The organism is Bradyrhizobium paxllaeri (assembly GCF_001693515.2).
Classification (GTDB): domain Bacteria; phylum Pseudomonadota; class Alphaproteobacteria; order Rhizobiales; family Xanthobacteraceae; genus Bradyrhizobium; species Bradyrhizobium paxllaeri.
Genome location: NZ_CP042968.1, coordinates 86,669 through 106,540, shown reverse-complemented (window position 1 = coordinate 106,540; position 19,872 = coordinate 86,669). Strand labels below are relative to the sequence as shown.

Sequence of the window (19,872 nt, the reverse complement as noted above, 5' to 3'; positions counted from 1 at the left end):
CGCTTTGGGGCGCCGTGGCGGCCGCCCTTCTGCAATCACACACGGCTGTGGTTATGGGCCCCTGCGTTCGCAGGGGCGACGGCTACATTTGCCCTTCGCCTATTTTCCGGCTTCCCTCCGCGGACGCTTTCCCACTACGATCCTTTCGCTTATACGGTCATTTGCACGTCATCCGGCGCTGTTATCGCGCGAAACGAAGGTGACGAACCCAACCCGGAGGGAATTCCATGGCACTTCGACAATTCGGCGCAGCGGCGACAGTGACGGTTGCGCTGGCGCTTGCAACGCCTGCCCACGCTGTGACCGAGATCCAGTGGTGGCACGCCATGACCGGCGGCAACAACGACATCGTCAACAAGCTGGCCGAAGAGTTCAACGCCAGCCAGTCCGACTACAAGGTCGTGCCGTCCTACAAGGGCAGCTACCCCGACACCATGAACGCCGGCATCGCCGCGTTCCGCGCCGGCAATGCGCCGCATATCATGCAGGTGTTCGAGGTCGGTACCGCCACCATGATGAGCGCCACCGGCGCCATCAAGCCGGTCTACCAGTTGATGAAGGATGCCGGTGAGCCGTTCGATCCCAAGGCGTACCTGCCGACCATCACCGGCTACTACTCGACCTCAAAGGGCGACATGCTGTCGTTTCCTTTCAACTCGTCCTCCATGGTGATGTGGATCAACAAGGACGAATTGAAAAAGGCCGGCATCGCCGAAATCCCGAAGACCTGGCCGGAAGTGTTCGATGCTGCCAAGAAGCTGAAGGCAGCGGGGCATGCGACCTGCGGCTTCTCCAACGCCTGGGCAAGCTGGGCGCATATCGAGCAGTTCTCGGCCTGGCACAACGTGCCGATCGGCACCAAGGCCAACGGGCTCGACGGTTTCGATACCGAGCTGAAGTTCAACTCGCCGCTGCACGTCAAACACCTGCAGAACCTCGTCGATCTGCAGAAGGACAAGACTTACGACTATGGCGGGCGCACCAGCACCAATGAGGCCCGTTTCGGCTCCGGCGAATGCGCAATCTTCCTGACTTCATCGGGCTATTACGCCACTGCCAAGGGCACGGCCAAGTTCGACTTCACGTCGGCGCCGATGCCTTACTACCCTGATGTCGCCGGTGCCCCGCAGAACTCGATCATCGGCGGCGCATCGCTCTGGGTGATGGGCGGCAAGAAGCCGGAAGAATACAAGGGCGTCGCCAAGTTCTTCACCTTCCTGTCGGATACCAACCGGCAGGCCAAGCTGCACCAGGAGTCCGGCTATCTTCCGATCACCAAGGCAGCCTATGAGAAATCGATCAAGGACGGCTTCTATGAGAAGAACCCGACCCTGCAGACTCCCTTGAAGGAACTCACCAACAAGGAGCCGACCGAGAACTCGCGCGGCCTGCGCTTCGGCAACATGGTGCAGATGCGCGACCTCTGGTCCGAGGAGATCGAGGCGGCGCTGGCCGGCAAGAAGACCGCCAAGGAAGCCCTCGATGCGGCCGTCGCCCGCGGCAATGCCATGTTGCGCACCTTCGAGAAGACTGCAAAGTAGGCGAAGCTGAACCAGACTACCGGCGCTCCCTCCCGAATTGCGGGAGGGAGCGCTCGCATCACCGGTAAGACCGCGACGCCTGAATGGAAAAGTCCACCGTCTTCAACAACCGTCTGCTGCCCTATCTGCTGCTGCTGCCGCAGCTCGTCATCACGGTTGTCTTTTTCTATTGGCCGGCGAGCCAGGCAATCTGGCAATCCTTCCTGCGCGAGGACGCGTTCGGCCTCGTTTCCGAGTTCGTCGGCCTGGAAAACTACCAGGCGCTGTTCGCTCAGCCGGAATATTACCAGTCGATGCTGACGACGGTGATCTTCTCGACGCTGGTCGCCACGCTCTCGCTGTCCATCGCACTCCTGTTCGCGACCCAAGCCGACAAGAATCTCAAGGCGGGCGGCCCTTACAAGACGCTGATGATCTGGCCCTATGCGGTGGCGCCCGCAGTTGCCGGCGTACTCTGGTTCTTCATGTTTCAACCCTCGCTCGGCATGCTCGCGCGCCCACTGCGCGGCATGGGCATCGACTGGAATCCCCTGCTCAACGGCGGCCACGCCATGACCCTGGTGGTGATGGTCTCGGTGTGGAAGCAGATCTCCTACAATTTTCTGTTCTTCCTCGCCGGTCTGCAGGCGATCCCGAGGAGCGTGATCGAGGCCGGCGCCATCGACGGCGCCCGTCCGATGCGCCGCTTCTGGACTATCGTCTTCCCGCTGCTGTCGCCGACGACGTTCTTCCTGGTGGTGGTCAACATCGTCTACGTCTTCTTCGACACGTTCGGCATCATCGACGCCGTCACCGGCGGCGGCCCTGCCGGTGCCACCACCACCATGGTCTACAAAGTCTATGCCGATGGCCGTCTCGGCGGCGACCTCGGCGGCTCGGCCGCGCAGTCGGTGATCCTGATGATTATCGTGATCGCGCTGACCGCGATCCAGTTCCGCTACGTCGAACGCAAGGTGCAGTACTGATGGTCGAGCACCGTCCCCTGAGTGATTTCATCGCCTACGCCATCCTGACGCTTGGCGTACTCATCGTCGCCTTCCCGGTCTATCTCGCGCTGATCGCCTCGACGCATGACGCCGCGACCGTGGTCGGCGGCCACATGCCGGCAACACCCGGCAGCCAGACGCTGGAAAATTACTACCGCGCGATCTTCATCGGCGGCTCCCGCACCAGCCGTGAGCCGGTCGCCAACATGCTGATCAATTCATTCGTTTCGGCGATCGGCATTGCCGTCGGCAAGATTTTTATCTCGATCCTCTCGGCTTACGCGGTGGTCTACTTCCGCTTTCCATTCCGCAAGACCGCATTCTGGATCATCTTCATCACCCTGATGCTGCCGGTGGAAGTGCGCATCTATCCGACCTACAAGGTGGTCGCCGACCTGCGCATGCTCGACACCTATGCCGGGCTGATCCTGCCGCTGATCGCGTCCGCCACCGGCACGCTCCTGTTCCGGCAATTCTTCATGACCGTGCCGGATGAACTACTGGAAGCTTCGCGCATTGACGGCGCCGGTCCGTTCCGCTTCTTCTGGGATACGCTGCTGCCGCTGTCGGTCACGACCATGGCGGCACTGTTCGTGATCCAGTTCATCTATGGCTGGAATCAATATCTCTGGCCGCTTCTGATCACCACGCAGGATTCGATGCAGACCATCGTGATTGGCATCAAGAAGATGCTCGTGGCCACCGATGAGCTCGCCGAATGGCAGCTCGCCATGGCGACGACCGTCCTTGCCATGCTGCCGCCGGTCGCGGTGGTCATCTTCATGCAGCGGCTGTTCGTGCGCGGCCTGGTCCAGACGGAGAAGTAAGGTAGTCATGGCCAACGTCACGCTTCGCAACGTCCGCAAGACCTATGCCGGTGGCTTCGAGGCCATCAAAGGCATCGATTTCGAGGTCGGCGACGGCCAGTTCTGCGTGCTGGTCGGCCCTTCCGGCTGCGGAAAATCCACGCTCTTGCGCATGGTGGCGGGGCTGGAGACCATCACCGGCGGCGAGATCGACATCGGCGGCCGCGTCGTCAACCAGATCGAGCCGGCCGATCGCGACATCGCGATGGTGTTCCAGAACTACGCGCTCTATCCGCACATGAGCGTCTACAACAACATGGCCTACGGCCTGCGCAACCGCCGCATGCCCGAGCCCGAGATCAAGACCCGCGTCGAGGAAGCCGCCCGCATTCTCGAACTCGGCGCCATGCTCGACCGCAAGCCGCGGCAATTGTCCGGCGGCCAGCGCCAGCGCGTGGCGATGGGCCGTGCCATCGTGCGGCAGCCGAAAGTATTTCTGTTCGACGAGCCGCTGTCGAACCTCGACGCCAAGCTGCGCATCGCCATGCGGGTTGAAATCCGCAAATTGCAGCGCCGCCTCTCCACGACCTCGATCTACGTCACCCACGACCAGCTCGAGGCGATGACACTGGCCGACATTCTCGTGGTCATGAATGGCGGCCAGGTTGAGCAGATCGGCAATCCGCTGGAGATTTACCAGAAGCCGGCGACTACCTTCGTCGCGTCCTTCATTGGTGCCCCGCCGATGAATCTGATGCCGCTACGTTCCGATGAGCTCAAATCGCAACTGGCCGGCGACGCCCGTGCCAATGAAGCCGGCATCCTCGGCATCCGGCCGGAGGATTTCGTCATCACCAACGAGACGGTAACCGGCGGCGTGGCGCTCGGCCTCACCGTGGAAGCGATCGAGCGCGTCGGCGCCGAAACCTTTGTCTACGGCACCAGACAGAAGGAGGAGCAGGGCGTCGCCGCCACCCCGGGCGAACTGCCGCCTGGCGAGATCATCGTCCGGATTCCGGGCGCCGTCGGCCCGGCTATCGGCGAGCGAATCAGAGCGGCGGCAGCGAGCGACAAGCTGCATCTATTTACCGCCGATGGAAGGAAGCGGGTGGGCTAAGGTTGGCATTCCGGGGCGCGAAAACACCCGCCGCGGCCGATTTACGCAGCTTTCAGAGGTGCTTGAACCCTTCCCAAATCACCCCCATATTGTTCGTTGACCGGACGGCGAGTCGGCCGGCCGGTTGAATGGGGCGCCGCAAGGGCCCCTCAAAGTCGCTTCGAGAGGACTTTGTGATGTCTCGTGTTCCTTCGTTATCCAGTCCGTTCCTGCTTGGGTTCGACGAAATCGAGCGTGCGCTCGATCGCGTCGTCAAAGGCGCCGACGGTTATCCTCCCTACAACATCGAGCGGTGCGACCGTGCCAACGGCCAGCCCGAACGCCTGCGCATCACGCTAGCGGTGGCGGGTTTTACCCGCGACCAACTCGATGTGACCACTGAGGAAAACCAGCTCGTGATCCGGGGCCGCCAGCAGGACGACAAGGCCCGGCAATACATCCATCGCGGCATCGCCGCGCGCCACTTCCAGCGCACCTTCGTGCTGGCCGAGGGGATGCTGGTGCTGGGCGCGGATCTGAAAAACGGGCTGTTGTCGATCGACCTTGCCAGGCCGGAGCCTGAAAGGGTCGTTAAGACAATAGCTATCAATGAACACGAATAATGGAACAAGTAGCGGACTCGACCGCTTAGACCCAGAAGGAGTCGAGACCATGAGTGACGTGAGTGTGACCTTCGAATCCGAAAAGGTTTCCGTTGAGGCACTGGCCCATCTTGGTGAAGGCCACATCGCCTACGTGAAACAAGTCCGTTCCGAGGACGTGCCGGGACTGTTTCCGCAGGCGCCGAAAATCGCGCCAGGGCTAAAACTGTTCGCGCTGCATGCCGCCGACGGCACCCCGATCATGCTGACCGACAGCCGGGAAGCTGCGATCGCCAACGCATGGAGCAACGAGCTTCAGGCCGTCAGCGTGCACTGACGCGACGCTTGCCGCTGTCGCTGAAGCAGCACGTGCTGCTTCAGTCGCGCGGCGGTCGCCGGGAAGCGCTGATGTGATGGCCGATTGAGGCCGCAACGAAAGTTCATCATACGCGGGCGCGTCCTTCAGGACCGGCCCGCGTATTTTTTTGCGCCCTCTCACGCCGCGCGAACGGTGGAGAGGAATTTCTCCACCTCGCCCTTGAGATGGTTGCTCTGTCCGAGCAACGAGCGGGCCAGCCCGTGCACATGCGTCGAGGCCGTGCCGGTATCGGTCGCGCCGCGGTTGACGTCGGTGATGCTACCAGCAACTTGCGTCGCGCCCTGCGCCGCCTGCTGCACGTTGCGCGAAATTTCCTGCGTCGTGGCGCCCTGCTCTTCCACGGCTGCCGCGATCGCCTGCGAGATTTCCGCGATGCGGCCGATCGTGCCGCCGATTTCCTGGATCGCCGACACCGACTGGTTGGTCGCCGACTGCATCTGGCCGATCTGGTCCGAGATTTCCTCGGTCGCCTTCGCCGTCTGCGCGGCAAGCGCCTTGACCTCGGAAGCGACGACCGCAAATCCGCGGCCCGCCTCGCCGGCGCGCGCGGCCTCGATCGTGGCGTTCAGCGCCAGGAGGTTGGTCTGCTCGGCGACCGCGCTGATCATCTTGACCACTTCGCCGATCCGGCTGGCGGACTGGGCGAGGTCGGCGATCCGTGCATTGGTCTGTTCGACCTGGCTGACCGCCTCGCAGGATATCTTGTGCGAGTCCTGAACCTGGCGGCTGATCTCCGACACCGATGACGCCATCTCTTCGGCGGCCGCCGCAGCGGACTGCGCGTTGGCCGAGGATTGCTCCGATGCGGAGGCAACGGTAGCCGAAAGCACCTGGGTCACTTCGGCGGTCTTGGTCAATTGTCCGGCCGATGATTCGAGTTCGGACGAGGCGGTCGATACGGTCTGGATGATTTTTCCGATCGCGGCATCGAAGCCGTCAGCCATCTGCTGCATCGCGGCCTTCCGTTCGCCGTCCGCCTTCTGCTTCAGGCTGGCCTGTTCCGACTCCATCGACTGCACGCGAATAGCATTGTCCTTGAACACCTGAACCGCGCGCGCCATGGCGCCGACTTCATCGCCGCGGCTGAGCGCCGGCACCGAGACGGTAAGGTCGCCGCCGGCAAGGCCTTTCATTACGGAGGTCATTTCGGCAATCGGACGAATGACGCCGAACGCCACGCCGAAAATGCCGGCGCCGATGACGAGAAACACCGCGGCCGAAACACCCCACAGCACCCATGTGAACATGCTGACGCGTCCCGTCGCCGCGACTTCCGTCGCCGCATTCTGGTCATTGGTCTGCTTGACGATGTCGTCGATGATGGCGCGGTGCGCGGCATACCGTGCGGCGATCTCGGCATAGGATTTCGCGGCCGCAGCGCTGTCGCCCTTGGCGAGCGCGGGCAACAGGCCTTGCTCAATCGCAGTCCAGAACCGTTTCACTTCGCCGTCGGATTTGTCGACCAGCTTGGTCTTGAGCACCGGGTCGAGATCGGACTTCACCCAGAATGCGTGCCGCTCATCATATTCCTTCTTGAGCTGCGCAAGCCGGTCACGATGGCCCGCAAGCTTCGCCGGGTCGTGCAGCACGAGGGTCGCCTCGAGATAGGCTTCGATGACATATTCCGGCGGCGGCAGGATGTCGGCGATGAGGTCGTTGCCGAGCTTGATCTGGTTATAAAGCGGACCGCCGACCTTGAGCTGTGACAGCCCGTAGACACTGGTGGCAATTACGGCACCGAGACCCAAGGCGGTGACCAATCCGAAAATCAATATCGCGCGCGAAATCGTCAGCCGCAGCGTCATGGCAATGTTCTCCGGGCAAAAAATGGAAAGATCCCAGCGCCCGAAATAACCGCTATTTAGCTTAAAATTGCGTTTAACCCGTTCTCTACCGACAGGAGAACCGCAGGTCGGACCTATGCCGCGCTCGCCGGCGGCAGTGCCAAGACCGAATAGATCGCCTGGGCGTCGCGCGAGGCGCGCAGCTTCTTGGCGACATCAACGTCACGCAGCAGGCGCGCGATTCGCGCCAGCGCTTTCAGATGATCAGCGCCCGCGCCTTCCGGAGCCAGCAGCAGGAAGATCAGGTCGACCGGCTGGCCGTCCATCGCCTCGAAATCGATCGGGCGCTCAAGCCGGGCGAACAGCCCGAACAGCTTTTCCAGTTTCGGCAGCTTGCCGTGCGGAATGGCAACGCCATAGCCGACGGCGGTGGTGCCGAGCTTCTCCCGCTGCAGCAGCACCTCGAATACCGAGCGTTCGTTCTGGCCGGTCAGGGCAGAGGCGCGCGCCGCCAGTTCCTGCAGCGCCTGCTTCTTGCTGATGACCTTCAACGCGGGGAGAATCGCCTCGGGTGCGACCAGATCGGTAATCGTCATGGGGCGTTCCGAGGTGAATAACCGTCAGGTTGGGAGATAGGTTCTAGAACCGGGGCGATCAAGAAGATGAGGCGGGAGGCGGGCTTAGTCCGGGTCCCGATTTGCTGGGCTTCTACTCCAACGCTTGGCCGGTGCCAACTCCCGGATGCGGGTTCCTGCACTGCCATCGTTAAGGGCGGCGGACCATAGGGAGGGCGCCCCGGGGCGTCAATGCGGTTAGCCATATAAGTCAGGGGGTAACCGCCGGGGGGTCGACCCATCCGACATTGCCGTCCGTACGGCGGTAAATGATGTTCACCCGGCCGCTGGAGCCATGCTGGAATACGATGCAGGAGGCCCCGGTCAGGTCGAGTTCCATAACGGCCTCGCTGACCGAAAGCCGTTTCAGCGACGTGGTCGCCTCGGCAATGATGACGGGGCTGTAGGAGGTGACCTCCTCGTCGCCTTCCGCCGGCGCCTCGATCACATAGCTCGGCGCGTCGAGCACCGGGGCGTTGTCGATCTCCGCCAGCGCCGCGGAGGCGGCATAGGCCTTGCGGGCGGAGCGGTCCTTGAGTCGGCTCTTGTAGCGGCGCAGGCGCTTCTCGATCATCAAAAGCGCCTGGTCGGCGCTGGCATAGGCGTCGGTGGCGTTGGAATCGGCCTCCAGCGTAATCCCCGAATCAAGGTGCAGTGCGCAATCGGTGCGGAAGCCGAAGCCGTCCTTGCTCAGCGTAATGTGGCCGGAATAGTTGCCGTCGAAATATTTCCTCAAAACCTCATCGGTGCGCTCGCTGACGCGCGAACGAAGCGCCTCGCCGACGCTGATGCTTTTGCCGGAGATTCGAAGGGTCATTGGATGCCTCGCTTGATGGCTCGACTGCTCTGGCCTTCCCGGACCGGCCTTGGGGGAACTGAGACTATCGCGATCTGAGGCGAACGCAATCAGGCTGGCGCCGTGTCGCGGGACCGGTCGGAGGAGGTGGCGGGAGCAGAAAGTGCGTTACCGAGCATGCTTTGTTTGTCACGGCGGCGCTGGACCGAGGAAGGAATACGCATGGCCTCGCGGTATTTCGCGACCGTGCGGCGGGCAATATCAATGCCGGATTCGCGCAATCGTTCCACAATCGTGTCGTCGGAGAGGATCGCGCTCGGGGCTTCCGCGTCGATCAATTGCTTGATGTGATGACGGACCGCCTCCGCCGAATGCGCCTCGCCGCCATCGGCCGACGCGATCGAGGCGGTGAAGAAATATTTCAGTTCGAAGCTGCCGCGATTGGTCGCCATGTATTTGTTGGCGGTAACCCGCGACACCGTCGATTCGTGCATCTGGATCGCGTCCGCCACCGCTTTCAGATTCAGCGGCCGCAAATGCGCGACGCCATGGGTAAAGAAGCCATCCTGCTGACGGACGATTTCGCTGGCAACCTTCAGAATGGTGCGGGCGCGCTGATCGAGCGCGCGGACCAGCCAGGTCGCGTTCTGCAGGCAGTCGCTGAAATAGGATTTGTCGCCGTCCTTGCGGATCGTCTTCGACAGCTCGGTGTAATAGACCTGATTGACCAGCACGCGCGGCAAGGTGTCGCTGTTGAGTTCGACATGCCAGCCACCGTCCGGGCCGGGCCGCACATAGACATCCGGCACCATGGTCTGCGTGCGGGACGTGCCGAATCGCAGGCCCGGCTTCGGATCGAGCCGCCGGATCTCGCCGATCATGTCGGTGATGTCCTCGTCGTCGACGCCGCACAATTTACGCAAGGCGGCAATGTCCCGCCGCGCGAGCAGGTCGAGATTTTCCACCAGCGCCTGCATCGCGGGGTCGTAGCGATTGAGTTCACGGAGCTGGATCGCAAGACACTCGCTCAGATTCCGCGCGCAGACGCCGGGCGGGTCGAACTTCTGCAGCACGGTGAGCACGGCATCGACGTCGGCCTGCGCGGCGCCCAAGCGCTCCGCCGCCTGCCCGAGATCGGGCGGCAGGTAGCCGGCGTCGTCGACGAGGTCGATCAGATATTGTCCGATCATGCGCTGTGCCGGCGCGGAGAACGCGACCGCAAGCTGTTCGGCGAGATGGCTGCCGAGCGTCACTTCGGCGGCGACGAAGGCTTCGAGATTGTAGTCGTCGTCGTTGGAGGCGCCCCCGCCCCATTCGGTATAGGCGGTGGGCGCGGCATCCTGCGCGGCACGCGCGGCGGCTTCCGCAGGCTCCTCGGAAAAGACGTTGTCGAGCGGGGTGTCCAGCGTCTGCTCGATCTCGGTGCGGCTGCCGAGGTCGCGGTTCAGCCAGTCCTCCTGGCCGGGCTCGAAGGCCTCGCCGCCCGCGCCTGCGGCCATATCGGAGGCATCGCTGCCGCCTTCATCGCCATCGTGGCCGGAATCGGAGAATTCGGCGCTCTCGGCCACCGGCTCGCCAGCGACCGGGGGTTCGGGGCCGTCGCTGGCCCGTTCCAGCAGCGGATTGCGCTCCAGCTCCTCCTCGACGAAGGCCGACAGGTCGAGATTCGACAATTGCAGCAGCTTGATCGCCTGCATCAATTGCGGCGTCATCACCAGCGACTGCGACTGGCGGAACTCTAATCTCTGTGTCAGCGCCATGAGAACAAGAACCGATCCACTGAAAGTTGGTCCGATTCTTGCTTATATTAGTCCAAAGCCCTTGTACACGTCTTGACGGATGCAAAAAACGGGCTAAGGCGCGGCCGGCAACGGCGAAGGCCGATTTCGGGCCCCGGCTCACCACAGGTTCCTGAATAAGCACAATACCTTAACGCCAAACCGTCCGGGCACGCGCTACAGTCGGAATTCCTCGCCAAGGTAAAGGCGGCGTACATCCGGATCGTTGACGATTTCTTCCGGACTGCCCTCGGTCAGGATCTGCCCGGCATAGACGATATAGGCGCGGTCGGTCAGGCCGAGCGTTTCGCGCACATTGTGGTCGGTGATCAGGACACCGATGCCACGGTTGGTGAGGTGGCGGACCAGGTCCTGAATGTCGCCGACCGCGATCGGATCGATGCCGGCAAAGGGCTCGTCGAGCAGCATGTAGTTCGGACGCGTTGCCAGCGCACGCGCAATTTCGACGCGGCGACGCTCGCCACCGGAGAGCGCGATCGACGGCGATTTGCGCAGGCGCGTGACGTTGAATTCGTCGAGCAGCGCATCGAGCTCGCGCTCGCGCTTCTTGCGGCTGGGCTCGACCACTTCGAGCACAGCGCGGATGTTCTGCTCGACGGTCAGGCCGCGGAAAATCGAGGCTTCCTGCGGCAGATAGCCGATGCCGAGCCGCGCGCGCTGGTACATCGGCAGCTTGGTCACGTCGTGACCGTCGAGCTCGATGGCGCCGCGGTCCGCCTTGATCAGGCCGGTGATCATATAGAACACCGTGGTCTTGCCGGCACCGTTTGGACCGAGCAGGCCGACCGCCTCGCCGCGGCGGACATAGATGCTGACGCCGCGTACGACCTGGCGCGTGCCGAAACTCTTTTCCACGCTGTGCACGGCAAGGAAGCCGGGCCGCTTGATCAGGTGCGGCGCTTCGCCGCCATTGGCCTTGACGTTGGCCTTGACGTTAGCCTTGGGCCGCGGCGCCGGGCCCCTCGAACGTGACCTCTCCTCGCGCGGCGGTTCGACGTCGGGCTCGACCTGCGGCAAGTCCAGCGCGGGCAGCGAGGCGGCACGCGCCATCGGCGGCGCATCGCGCACCGGGCTCGTCATCATGTCGCCGAAGGAATCGCCGAGCGCCGTGATGTCCTCGCGCGAACGCGCAAAACCGGGTGCGCCGCGTTTCGCGGGGCGTCGACGGAACATGCCGAGTAAATCCACCATCCCGCTTCGCTTAAGCCTTTCACGGTGATCCCGCGACGCGCCCGCCTGGCGAATCGCATCGCCCGCGAACCATGAATGAATGGATGTCCCCTGCCCAGCGAAACACCCCGCCGTGCTGCCCAGTAGATACAGGCTCGCACCTCAAGCTTCAACCATGCGCGGCCATAAGAATCTTTAAAGCATTGATCTGTCTTATTTTTTACCGGGGATCAGCGACGGTATGGCGACCGGAGCCTGCTTTGCCCCACCCGAGCCGGACCCGCAATTCTCTCCCTGGATGAACATGCCCTGCACCTTGCCGCTGTCGGATTCGACCCGCGACACGCCAGTGGTCATGTCGACCTTGAGGCGGTCGCCGCGGAGCACGTTCTTGCACTGGGTGAGCACAACGCCACCCACCATGGTGATGAGGTTGGCCCGCGTATCGAAGATCGCGGTCTCGCCGGTCACGACCTGGTCCTTCTGCGTCACCACGACCGAGCCCTTGGCCTCCAGCCGGCGGATCGACGAACTGCCGCCGGGGCCGGGGGTCGCGGACTGCATCGATCCGGATTTCGATCCCTTCGGCGCGGCAGGCGGCGGCGCGGCCTGATCCGAGCCGGAATCGTAAAACACCACCAGCGACTTCGAGGTCATGGTGGTGTCGCCCTGCACGACCTTCACGTTGCCGGCAAAGGTCGCCTCCTTTTTCTTGTCGCGCATTTCGAGCGACGCCGCCTCGATCTGAATCGGCTGATCGCGGTTTTGCGAAAAGCCCTGCATCGCATTCGGCACACCCGACATCGCGCCTTGCGCGAAGGCGTTACCGGAGGCGGTCAAGGCGAGCGCAAGTGCTGCTGCCGCAAAACTGCGCGAGAAGGACTGCATCATAAATTTCATTTCGTGTTGGCGGACTTGCCGGTGACGGACCGCGTCTTCGGCGGCGGCGCAGGCTCCGGCTCGGGCTCAGGTGCCGGAGGGCTTTCCATGATCAGGTTCATCACGACATTGCCTTCGAAACGAACGATCTCACCGCTGTTGATGATCCTGAGCCGATCGGCGGTCAGCGTCCCGTTCAGCAATTTGACGTCGACATGCTCGTCCGACGTCACCGAACCCTTGTTGATGTCGACATAGGCCTGCGACAGCTTCGCCTCATAGCCGGTGGAGGATTGCAGGAAGATATCCTTGCGCAGGTCCAGCATCTGCTGCTTGCTGTCGAAAAATCCGGTGCGAGCGTCCATCGTCACCGTGCTCTTGTCCTCCATCATCACCTTGGCCCGCAGCGTCTGAAGCTCGACGTGATCGGGGTTGGTCAGATCCTGGATCGCAGCCTTGGCCCACAATTCGTAAGGCCGCTGGTCGGTGGAGAAGCCGGCAAGATGCGGCGTTTCCATCGTGATCTTGGTGCCTGACACCACGAGATTGCTGATGTCGACGGGCAGGTTCGGCAGCGATTTCCAGTACGGATTCAAGAAGACCTGGATCAGGACGATACTGGCCATTGCCAATGCCACGGCTGCCGGAACCGCAACCCGCAGCATCCGCACCATCCGGCTGTGACGGGCGGCCGCGGCGAAGCGGACCTCCAGTCCGGGGTCGTAGGCTGGGTTCTGTATCGAGTTCACCGTGGCTCCAAAGACGCTCCGAGGGCGTCATTCTACCCGCAATCGCGGGATTATGCAGCCCGGACACTCGCGATGAGTGTGACCGAAACGGGGCGGACGCCGGTATCGTGGCGCTTCAAATGGTCCCGGTCACGAATGCGCGAAGATGTCCTCGGCCTCCCAGCCGCCGAGATCGAGCCTGGCCCGGGTCGGCAGGAAGTCGAAGCAGGCCTGCGCCATGGCGGTTCGCCCCTCGCGCGCCAGCACGGCATCGAGCCGCTCGCGCAGGGCGTGGAGATGCAGCACGTCGGAGGCGGCGTAAGCGAGCTGCGCCTCGCTGAGGCTCGCCGCGCCCCAGTCGCTCGACTGCTGCTGCTTCGAGAGGTCGATGTTGAGCAGTTCGCGCACCAGATCCTTCAACCCGTGGCGGTCTGTATAGGTGCGGGTCAGCCGCGAGGCGATCTTGGTGCAGTAGACCGGCTGCGGCATCACGCCAAAGGTGTTGTAGAGCACCGCGACATCGAAGCGCGCGAAGTGAAAGATTTTCGTGATGGCCGGATTGGCCAGCAGCGCCTTCAGGTTCGGCGCATCGGTGTGGCCTTGCGGGATCTGGATGACATCGGCGCTGCCGTCGCCGTTCGACATCTGCACCACGCAGAGCCGGTCGCGATGCGGGTTGAGCCCCATGGTCTCGGTATCGATCGCCACCGAATCCTTGTAGCGGGACAAATCGGGCAGATCGCCGCGATGCAGGCGGATGGTCATGAAGGAAAGCCTCGTGTCTCTAGTGGATTCGACGGGAACACTAGCGCCCGGAGCCGCGGGTGGCGAGCGGCTGGGCAAGGCTTATAGGGCGGGAATTTGAGTTCGTCGCGATCCCTGTGTTTCCACCAGGGCATTCGCCCACGTTCGATGAGGTTGTCGCGGCAATCTTGCTGGCTGAGCCTCAGGAAGTCAGGCCGATTTCTCGTCGGTCGATTTCGGCGGTTGCAGTCCCGGACTATTCGCCCAACGGTCGAGATTTTCGATGACGTCAGCATGGCTCGGCCGCCGCGGCGGGGGCGCCTGTTGCTCTTCGGAAAGTTTGCGAGGCAGCTTGATGTTCTCGGTCATGGCCATGCTCCAGGAAGCCGATCATGCACTCTGAGAGATCGCAAATCAATATCTAACTTATTGTTTTTATTTATGTATTTATCCAACTTGGCTCTGGAGTCTGGTTTGGTGGAACCGTCTTCAAAGACAAGCGTTGAGTAATTTGCTCAGTTGAATAAACTAGCTCAACTGTCTCAACCGGACAACCGCCGATGGCCGATCTCCGTGGTGAACGATTGCAGGTGATGCTCTCGCCTGAAGAACTGACGGTGATTGACGATTTCCGCTTCAAGCACCGGATGCCAACCCGCGCAGCCGCCGTACGCGAGCTGTTGAAGCTCGGACTGACCGTTTTGGCGAAGGACGGCGACGGCATGAAATCCAGCGATTATGGCGTGTTCAGCCGCGGTCCGGACGGACACCAGTCCGATCCGGATTCGGCGGCATAGCCCCGCCCGATCTATCGCGTCAGCGCGGCCGCGGGCCTCGCGCTTCAGAACAAAGTTCCGCCCGCGAACATAGTAGCCTTGCGACCCCGAACCCGGTGCACCTCCACGGCGACCAAATCCTCGGCGAATTGGCATCGAGGTGTGGGGGCTATGGTTCGCAACGTCATATTGCTGCTCGGGCTTGCCCTCGGCCTCGCCGCCTGCTCGCCATCCGACTTCGCGGCCTGCACGGCCGTTGACGGCGGCCATGACGCCATCAGCGCCTGCTCGCGGATCGTCATGGTCGCGAAAATCCCGCTGCTCAAAGCGCAATTCACGACCCACGACGTCGCCAAGGCTTACATGGCGCGCGGACGCCATCTCGCCGCCATGGGCGAACTCGATCCGGCGATCCGCGATTTCGGCGAGGTGATCCGGCGCGAACCGCGTGAGACGCAGGCTGTGCTCGAGCGCGCCGCGGCCTACCAGAAGCGCGGCGACTTCGATCTCGCCATCGCCGACCTCGGCAAGCTGATCCGCGGCGACCCGCGGCGTGCAAGCCATTACGCCGCGCGCGGCAAGGCCTATCAGGTGAAGGGCGACGACGAGAGCGCGCTCAGGGATCTCAACCAGGCGGTCGCGATGGATCCGGGCGATCCGTTCTACAGAAACTCCCGGGCGGCGAGCCACCGCCGCAAGCGCGACTACGACCGCGCCATTGCCGACGCCTCTGCTGCGATCGCGATCCAGCCCTATTTCGCCGCGTTCTATGTCGAGCGGGCCGACAGCCTGCTGCGCAAGGGCGGCAACGCCGAGCGCGTGCTCGCCGACCTCGATCAAGCGATCAAGCTCGAGCCTGGCCTAGCCAACGCGCACAGCCGCCGCGCGGTCGCCCTGACCTTGATGAAAGCGCACGGCGAGCCGCTGGCGGAAGCCGAAGAAGGCGTGCGGCTCGATCCGAAATCGGCCGAGGCGCGGGTCACGCGCGGCACGATCGCGTTCGCCGCCGGCCAGCGTGAGCGCGCGGCGGCCGACTTCGACGAGGCGATCCGCCTCGATCCCGGATATGCCGAGGCCTACGAGGCCCGCGGCATCCTGCGGCGCGCCGGCGGCGACCTCGATGGCGCCATCAGGGATTTCAGCGAGGCGATCCGCCTCGACCCGCGCATGGTCGGCCCCTATCTGCAGCGCGGCGGCATCTCTCGCGAGCGTGGCGCGCACGCCAAGGCGCTCGACGACTTCACGCTCGCGATCCGCAACGCGCCGATGCAGGCCGGCCTCTATGTCGAGCGTGCGCAAAGCAACGAGAAGCTCGGCCGGCTGCCGGAAGCACTCGAAGATTTCCGAATCGCGCGCGGGCTAGACCCGCGAATGCCTGCCGCCAGCGAAGGTTATGCGCGCATCGAGGCGGCGTTCGCCGCGAGCGGCCGGCCGAAGCCGTCGGAAAATCCGTGAGTTCGGTGCGCAAGAGGGCCTATTAGCCGCGGTCTGCACGAACGGTACCAACCGATCACTACAGTTTGAATTGAGCTCTTAAGCAGACCATAGCGCCTGCTCGCTTAGAGGTTATTTCATATCCTTGGACGCCCACGTAGGTTGTAGGCCGGAAACGGCCGGTCTCCCACTCCCGGCGGAGCATCTACCTCATGAAACGGTTCTTCCGCCGTCTGACCGCTTCCTTGAAACAGGACGATTTGTTCGAGCGCATCGTTTTCGTTTTGTCTGGTCTGCTGTTCGGTGGGCTCGGAGTCGTGCTACTGGCTTTCCTCTTGACGGATGCGAGCGCGTCACCATTGGCCAACGCTCTCTTATGGACGTTCGCAATCCTGCTCACGTCCATGGGAGGACTAATGGCTGCGCGTTGCGCCCTGCCGGCGCAATCGCGACTTGCTCGATTTCTGGACAGAAATCTGCCCGATGACGTGGGATCGGAGGGAATCGTTCTCTTGATTTTTGCTATCTATTTGCCGGCCATGTTGCTCACATTGCTGATGCGTCGTCTCGGTATTCGGGGCCAGCGCAGCAGCATATACGACAGCGGTAGTCGGATCGCACGGGCGCCGGCGCGGAAGTCCCATCGTTCGCACGGCGCCAGTCGCTAGTTCGTCGTTGCTTCTGCCTCGGCACTTCCGCCCGACAAGCTGCAAAAGCCGGTAAGTATCAATGCTTCCATCGCCGCTTCCGCCCAGACTATTCGTCATTTTTGCCAACAGCGCGCATGAAGCAGTGATTTTCAGGCGCGGACCGACCGCGTGGTATCACGTCATTCGCTGGAATACTCGGAACGATACCTTTGTCAGGGGAGCTTGGTTCAAGGGGCGCATTTTTCCCGAGAAATGCGACTTGTCACCGGATGGAGAGCTACTCTTGTACTTCGCGCATCAAGGGCGTCGCGTGCATACAAATTATACTGATGCCTGGACAGCGATCAGTCGCACTCCCTGGCTGACCGCCATAGGGCTATGGCCTCAGGGAACAACGTATGGCGGAGGCGGTCGTTTCACAGATAATCGCAGTGCCATCATCAGGGGGTGTATGAGCGCGCACCCCGATCATCCCGGCGCCGGGATTTCCATCACTTTTGGCGATGTACCTCACCATGTCTCATCCGAAGAAGTTGAAGGCTCGGAATGGTCGGGACGTGATCAGAATGGAAGATTGGTGTTCGCTCAAAATGGCCTGCTAATGCACAGAAATGCCAACGGAGATGATAATTGCCTGGCGGACTTCAATAGTTACACGCCTGATCCGCAGCCTGCGCCGCCATCCGCCGGCCGACCATTGAGCGCCCTCCGACAAAGAAGCAATCCGAGAAGCAGAAAGAAGAAGGGTCCATAGCCGGCTCGCCGCGGTCATAGCTCGCCGGGCATTCATCGCGCTGTGACCGGTTTCGTGCACCGGTCAGCGGACCTAACCAGGCCGCAGTTCAGCGAATCATGGGCAAGGGCAATGGTGCCCAGGAAAGGACTCGAACCTTCACGGCCGTGAAGCCACTGGCACCTGAAGCCAGCGCGTCTACCAATTCCGCCACCTGGGCCCGGGCGGGTTAGTAAGGAACGGTCACGCGCTTGTCAAATCGCTTCATCGCCCTCCGAATACGCTGTACAGCGGGGTCGCGTTGGCGTATCGCGAATCCGCTAAATCCCACCGATATCGTTCGAATTTGACCGGCAGGAATTGACCCGATGACATCGAACCTGGAAACGCTCGTGACGGTCTTTGGCGGATCGGGGTTTCTCGGACGAAACGTGGTGCGGGCGCTGGCCAAGCGCGAATACCGGATCAGGGTGGCGGTGCGGCGGCCGGAACTGGCCGGGCACCTGCAGCCGCTCGGCCGGGTCGGCCAGATCCACGCGGTGCAGGCCAATCTGCGCTATCCGGCCTCGGTGGAGGCGGCGATGCGCGATTCGGCGGTCGCCATCAACCTGGTTGGCGTCCTGGCCGAGAGCGGCGCGCAGACCTTTGACGCCGTCCAGGCCAAGGGGGCCGAAACCATCGCCAGGGCGGCAAGCGCCACCGGCGCGCGGATGGTGCATGTCTCCGCCATCGGCGCCGATGAGAACTCGCCCTCGGCTTACAGCCGCGCCAAGGCGGCCGGCGAGAAGGCGGTGCTGGCGGCGGTGCCGTCGGCCACGATCCTGCGGCCCTCGCTCCTGTTCGGGCCCGAGGATCAATTCACCAACCGCTTTGCTTCGCTGGCCCGGATCTCGCCCTTCCTGCCGCTGATCGGCGGCGGCGAAACCCGGATGCAGCCGGCCTATGTCGCCGACGTCGCGGCCGCAGTGGCCGATGCCGTCGACGGCAAGACCAAGGCGGGCGCAACATACGAGCTCGGCGGGCCGGAAGTGCTGACCATGCGCGAAATCATGGAAGTCATTCTGAAGATCACCGAGCGCAAGGGCATGCTGGTTTCACTGCCGTGGGGACTGGCGAAGATGCAGGCGATGTTCCTGCAATTCGCGCCGGGCCCACTGAAGCTGACACCGGACCAGGTGACGCTGCTGCAGTCGGACAATGTGGTGTCTGATACCGCCAAGGCCGCGGGTCTCACGCTGGAAGGCCTCGGCATCACGCCGGAGTCGATGGAAGCGATAGCCCCACAATATCTCTGGCGGTTCCGCGCCGCCGGGCAGTTTCAGCGCAAGAGCGCGTAGGCCTTTATAGGGTGGGCAAAGCGCAGCGTGCCCACCATCGCGAGCACAAATGTTGGATGGTGGGCACGCTTCGCTTTTCCCACCCTACGCGCACCGAATCCTACTTCCCCAGCGCCAGTGCAATCAGGCCGATCGTGCCGGCAACCACGCGCCACCATGCGAAGAACGTAAAACCGTGGCGGGTGACGTAGGTGAGGAACGTCTTCACCACGATCGCCGCCGTGATGAACGAGACCACGAATCCGATCGCGAGGACGCCGACGTGATCGAGCGTCATCTCGGCGCGGTTCTTGTAGAAATCATAGGCGAACGCACCGATCATGGTCGGGATCGCGAGAAAGAACGAGAACTCCGCCGCCGACCGCTTGTCGCCGCCGAGCAGCATCGCCGCCACGATGCTGGCGCCGGAGCGCGACACGCCGGGAATCATCGCCACGCACTGCGCGATGCCGATCCACAGATACATCATGAGCGGATACCGCGTGGCGTCATCCTCGGTCGGCTTGAGTTCGAGCTGATCGACCCACAGCAGGATCGCGCCGCCGACGATCAGTGTGAAACACACCACCCACGGATTGAATAGCAGCTCCTTGATATATTTGCCGCCGATCAGGCCGATGATAACAGCGGGCAGGAACGCCAGCAGCACGCCGATCACGAACCGGCGGTCGTCGGGATTGGTGAACATGCCGAGCGCGACGCGCCACAGCCTGGCGAAATACAGCATGACGATGGCGAGGATCGCGCCGAGCTGAATCAGGATCACAAAACTCTGCCAGAAGGCGCCATCGCCAAGGCCGAAGAAGCGTTGCGCGAGCAGCATGTGTCCCGTGGAGGAGACGGGGAGAAACTCCGTGATACCCTCGATGATGCCGAGAATCACCGCCTTCACTGCATCCGACATCATGGTGTGGTCCATTCTGGCTGGAAAAAGCGCGTCCTTCTCGCCTATTCCTCCCCATGCCGCAATCGCAAAAAAAAGCCAAAACACCATTGTCTCGTGCGCATGCTTGGCTAG

The 19,872-nt window shown here is 62.6% G+C and carries 20 protein-coding genes and 1 tRNA gene; 10 read left to right on the top strand and 11 right to left on the bottom strand.

All coding sequences use genetic code 11. From position 1 onward, the window contains the following. Positions 1 to 227: 227 nt before the first annotated feature. The 6 genes from ugpB (at position 228) to LMTR21_RS00525 (ending at position 5,368) form a co-directional block, all read left to right on the top strand. The gene (gene ugpB, locus LMTR21_RS00550) at positions 228 to 1,541 is read left to right on the top strand and encodes a sn-glycerol-3-phosphate ABC transporter substrate-binding protein UgpB (protein ID WP_065752456.1); all 1,314 of its coding nucleotides are present in this window, start codon (positions 228 to 230) and stop codon (positions 1,539 to 1,541) included. A gap of 83 nt (positions 1,542 to 1,624) precedes the next feature. Beyond that, on the top strand, positions 1,625 to 2,506 hold the full coding sequence (gene ugpA / locus LMTR21_RS00545; RefSeq protein ID WP_065752455.1) for a sn-glycerol-3-phosphate ABC transporter permease UgpA: 882 nt from the start codon (positions 1,625 to 1,627) through the stop codon (positions 2,504 to 2,506). Next, positions 2,506 to 3,354 carry a sn-glycerol-3-phosphate ABC transporter permease UgpE gene (ugpE, locus tag LMTR21_RS00540; protein ID WP_065752454.1) on the top strand — a complete coding sequence of 283 codons (849 nt, stop codon included), beginning with the start codon at positions 2,506 to 2,508 and terminating at the stop codon, positions 3,352 to 3,354. Before ugpA ends, ugpE begins: the two co-directional genes overlap by 1 nt. Before the next feature lie 7 nt (positions 3,355 to 3,361). After that, positions 3,362 to 4,450, top strand: a complete 1,089-nt coding sequence (locus LMTR21_RS00535) for a sn-glycerol-3-phosphate import ATP-binding protein UgpC (protein WP_065752453.1) — start codon at positions 3,362 to 3,364, stop codon at positions 4,448 to 4,450. 176 nt (positions 4,451 to 4,626) lie between these two features. Further along, positions 4,627 to 5,052 carry an Hsp20 family protein gene (locus LMTR21_RS00530; RefSeq protein ID WP_057839164.1) on the top strand — a complete coding sequence of 142 codons (426 nt, stop codon included), beginning with the start codon at positions 4,627 to 4,629 and terminating at the stop codon, positions 5,050 to 5,052. A gap of 49 nt (positions 5,053 to 5,101) precedes the next feature. Beyond that, on the top strand, positions 5,102 to 5,368 hold the full coding sequence (locus tag LMTR21_RS00525) for a BQ00720 family protein (protein WP_028347912.1): 267 nt from the start codon (positions 5,102 to 5,104) through the stop codon (positions 5,366 to 5,368). 158 nt (positions 5,369 to 5,526) lie between these two features. Here LMTR21_RS00525 and LMTR21_RS00520 read toward each other — a convergent pair whose 3' ends face one another. The 9 genes from LMTR21_RS00520 to LMTR21_RS39855 all read right to left on the bottom strand — a co-directional run bounded on the left by LMTR21_RS00520 (position 5,527) and on the right by LMTR21_RS39855 (position 14,293). Continuing rightward, positions 5,527 to 7,215 (bottom strand): methyl-accepting chemotaxis protein, encoded by a 1,689-nt coding sequence (locus LMTR21_RS00520; protein ID WP_065752452.1) that lies wholly within the window; start codon positions 7,213 to 7,215, stop codon positions 5,527 to 5,529. Between the two features lie 113 nt (positions 7,216 to 7,328). Next, positions 7,329 to 7,790 carry a PTS IIA-like nitrogen regulatory protein PtsN gene (gene ptsN / locus LMTR21_RS00515; RefSeq protein WP_057839165.1) on the bottom strand — a complete coding sequence of 154 codons (462 nt, stop codon included), beginning with the start codon at positions 7,788 to 7,790 and terminating at the stop codon, positions 7,329 to 7,331. Between the two features lie 229 nt (positions 7,791 to 8,019). Beyond that, positions 8,020 to 8,625, bottom strand: coding sequence for a ribosome hibernation-promoting factor, HPF/YfiA family (gene hpf, locus LMTR21_RS00510; RefSeq protein ID WP_057839166.1), 606 nt, complete (start codon positions 8,623 to 8,625; stop codon positions 8,020 to 8,022). An 89-nt stretch (positions 8,626 to 8,714) separates the two neighbouring features. Then, positions 8,715 to 10,364 (bottom strand): RNA polymerase factor sigma-54, encoded by a 1,650-nt coding sequence (rpoN, locus tag LMTR21_RS00505; RefSeq protein WP_065752451.1) that lies wholly within the window; start codon positions 10,362 to 10,364, stop codon positions 8,715 to 8,717. Between the two features lie 195 nt (positions 10,365 to 10,559). Further along, a complete protein-coding gene (gene lptB, locus LMTR21_RS00500) occupies positions 10,560 to 11,594 on the bottom strand; it encodes an LPS export ABC transporter ATP-binding protein (RefSeq protein WP_065752450.1) in 1,035 nt (344 codons plus the stop codon). A 192-nt stretch (positions 11,595 to 11,786) separates the two neighbouring features. Then, on the bottom strand, positions 11,787 to 12,464 hold the full coding sequence (locus tag LMTR21_RS00495; protein ID WP_065752449.1) for an LptA/OstA family protein: 678 nt from the start codon (positions 12,462 to 12,464) through the stop codon (positions 11,787 to 11,789). Between the two features lie 5 nt (positions 12,465 to 12,469). Continuing rightward, positions 12,470 to 13,201 (bottom strand): LPS export ABC transporter periplasmic protein LptC, encoded by a 732-nt coding sequence (lptC, locus tag LMTR21_RS00490; protein ID WP_065752448.1) that lies wholly within the window; start codon positions 13,199 to 13,201, stop codon positions 12,470 to 12,472. 129 nt (positions 13,202 to 13,330) lie between these two features. Beyond that, positions 13,331 to 13,945 carry a ribonuclease D gene (locus LMTR21_RS00485; RefSeq protein WP_065752447.1) on the bottom strand — a complete coding sequence of 205 codons (615 nt, stop codon included), beginning with the start codon at positions 13,943 to 13,945 and terminating at the stop codon, positions 13,331 to 13,333. 189 nt (positions 13,946 to 14,134) lie between these two features. Next, positions 14,135 to 14,293, bottom strand: a complete 159-nt coding sequence (locus LMTR21_RS39855) for a hypothetical protein (RefSeq protein ID WP_187399290.1) — start codon at positions 14,291 to 14,293, stop codon at positions 14,135 to 14,137. A 191-nt stretch (positions 14,294 to 14,484) separates the two neighbouring features. Between LMTR21_RS39855 and LMTR21_RS00480 the strand changes: the two genes are divergently transcribed. The 3 genes from LMTR21_RS00480 to LMTR21_RS00470 all read left to right on the top strand — a co-directional run bounded on the left by LMTR21_RS00480 (position 14,485) and on the right by LMTR21_RS00470 (position 16,802). Beyond that, positions 14,485 to 14,721, top strand: coding sequence for a hypothetical protein (locus tag LMTR21_RS00480; protein WP_065752446.1), 237 nt, complete (start codon positions 14,485 to 14,487; stop codon positions 14,719 to 14,721). Positions 14,722 to 14,871: 150 nt separating this feature from the next. Next, positions 14,872 to 16,155, top strand: a complete 1,284-nt coding sequence (locus LMTR21_RS00475) for a tetratricopeptide repeat protein (RefSeq protein WP_065752445.1) — start codon at positions 14,872 to 14,874, stop codon at positions 16,153 to 16,155. Positions 16,156 to 16,346: 191 nt separating this feature from the next. Continuing rightward, complete coding sequence (locus LMTR21_RS00470) at positions 16,347 to 16,802, top strand: hypothetical protein (RefSeq protein ID WP_065752444.1); 456 nt, start codon at positions 16,347 to 16,349, stop codon at positions 16,800 to 16,802. Positions 16,803 to 17,650: 848 nt separating this feature from the next. Here LMTR21_RS00470 and LMTR21_RS00460 read toward each other — a convergent pair. Next, positions 17,651 to 17,737 (bottom strand) — tRNA-Leu (locus LMTR21_RS00460). Between the two features lie 148 nt (positions 17,738 to 17,885). Here LMTR21_RS00460 and LMTR21_RS00455 point away from each other — a divergent pair. Then, positions 17,886 to 18,854, top strand: coding sequence for a complex I NDUFA9 subunit family protein (locus LMTR21_RS00455; RefSeq protein ID WP_065752443.1), 969 nt, complete (start codon positions 17,886 to 17,888; stop codon positions 18,852 to 18,854). A 100-nt stretch (positions 18,855 to 18,954) separates the two neighbouring features. Here LMTR21_RS00455 and LMTR21_RS00450 read toward each other — a convergent pair whose 3' ends face one another. Then, on the bottom strand, positions 18,955 to 19,761 hold the full coding sequence (locus LMTR21_RS00450; RefSeq protein WP_065752532.1) for an undecaprenyl-diphosphate phosphatase: 807 nt from the start codon (positions 19,759 to 19,761) through the stop codon (positions 18,955 to 18,957). Positions 19,762 to 19,872 lie beyond the last annotated feature (111 nt).